At 69.4% G+C, this 1,707-nt stretch carries 1 protein-coding gene and 1 pseudogene; both read left to right on the forward strand.

What is annotated here, in order from left to right; translation table 11 throughout:
- Window positions 1–451 precede the first annotated feature (451 nt).
- Window positions 452–1,026, forward strand: a pseudogene (locus AB1609_13580) (DUF402 domain-containing protein).
- A 112-nt stretch (window positions 1,027–1,138) separates the two neighbouring features.
- Window positions 1,139–1,705, forward strand: a complete 567-nt coding sequence (locus AB1609_13585) for a methyltransferase domain-containing protein (protein ID MEW6047491.1) — start codon at window positions 1,139–1,141, stop codon at window positions 1,703–1,705.
- The last annotated feature ends 2 nt before the right edge of the window (window positions 1,706–1,707 follow it).

The raw sequence follows: 1,707 nt of genomic DNA on the forward strand, positions 1-1,707 counted from the left end.
CCCGCCGCCCAGCTCATCCCGCGTGCTCCACTCAATGCGCCACTCGCGGTCGGGGACGTGGAGGCTCTCCGTGGTACGCCTTCCCGTCGCGCTCCACGAGCGCAGGACGGCGCCCCCCGAGGAATCGGCGCTCAGGCCAGCCGCCAACCCGCCGGGCGGAGGGTGGGGCGCAGAGAAGCTGGCCCAGTCTGGCAACGACACGGACACGTGCGCGAACCGCGTTGCCAGCACAGTTCGAAGCCCCAGATAAGCTTGTGAGATCGGTCCGCCCGGGCTTCTTGTTCCAGGATGCTTGCGTGTGGGCTGGGCCAGGTCCGTAAAACCAGCCCTCCGGCAGGCGGAGAAAGCGGCACTCTTGGCGCCGCAAGGTACCGGCGCAGGAGAACGGCTTACGAAAGCCAATGGGCATTCGCACCGAGGCTCAGCCCGGAAACGGGTTCGCCGGGGGTGGATGGCCTCTGTGTATGTCCACGGCCAGGGCGTGCGGGTGGAGTTCTACAAGTACCCCCAACACCGGCTCCACTACTGGTGGTAGGCCCAGGTGGCCGAAGTGCGCCTGGAGGCCGCCAGGAGCCGCGACCCGGGGGGCGTGCTGGTGTACGCGCCCGTGGGGTTCGAGCTCCACCACGAGTCGAGGGGCGCGGTGTTCAGGATGGGTCACCAGGCGTACATTGCCTTCTTCCCCGGGTGCTGGTACTCCGGTGGGCCGGACGTGGACGGCGACGGCCGGGTGCTCGAGTACTACTGGAACGTCCAGACACCTGCGGTCTTCGAGCCCTCTCGCATCTGGCAGTACGACCTCGAACTCGACGTGAGGTGCAGCGAGGACCGCACCTGTGAGGTCTGCGACCTTGCGGAGTTTAAGGCCGGGCGGCACCTGTATCCCCCCGGGTGGGCGGAGTCGGCCTACGGGCGGTCGAGGAGATCCGGGCGCACGTGCGTGAGGCTCGCTGGCCGCTGCTCCCGAAGGAGGGCTTCCGGGGCTGGGGGGGCATGCCCGTAGCCCGCACGACGTCGTGGAGGTGATCACAGCGCATGGCCGAGAAGCGTCGCGAGAGCATCCCGTCGCCCCGGGAGCGAAACGGACTCGGAGGCGTTCCTGGAGCTGGGGCCGCTCTTCACGCCGTGGCGCGACGAGATGGCGGCGGTGTTGTGCGACCTCATCCCGGCGGAACCCGATGAGGCGTTCGTCGCCGTGGACGTGGGCGCCGGGGATGCGTGGCTCAGCGAAGCCGTTCTCCGGCGGTTCCCCCGGGCCCATGTCATCGCCTTGGACGGCTCCCTGGCCATGCGCGATGCGGCTCGAAGGCGCCTGGCTGCCTTCGGCGCAAGGGCGAAGGTGCGGCCGTTCGAGCTGGGGAGCCTGGAGTGGCTGCAGGAGCTGCGGGGCCCGGTGCGCTGCTTTTTGAGTTGCCTCGTCGTGCACCACCTCGACGACGCGGCCAAGCGGCGGCTGTTTGCCGCGCTGCGCCGCCGCCTGGAGCCGGGGGGCGCCATGCTCATCGCCGACATCGTGAGGCCGGCCAGCCGGTGGGGATGGCGCCACGCTGCGCGGATGTGGGAGGAGGATGTGAGGCGGCGTTCGCTGCAACTCACGGGCAACCTCGAGGCCTACCAGCGCCTGGCCGGCAGTGACTGGAACTGGTTCGACCACCCCGATGACCCCATGGACAAGCCGGCCACTTCGACCAGCTCACCTGGCTGAAA

Source organism: Bacillota bacterium (assembly GCA_040754675.1).
In the GTDB taxonomy this organism is placed as follows: Bacteria; Bacillota; Limnochordia; order Limnochordales; family Geochordaceae; genus Geochorda.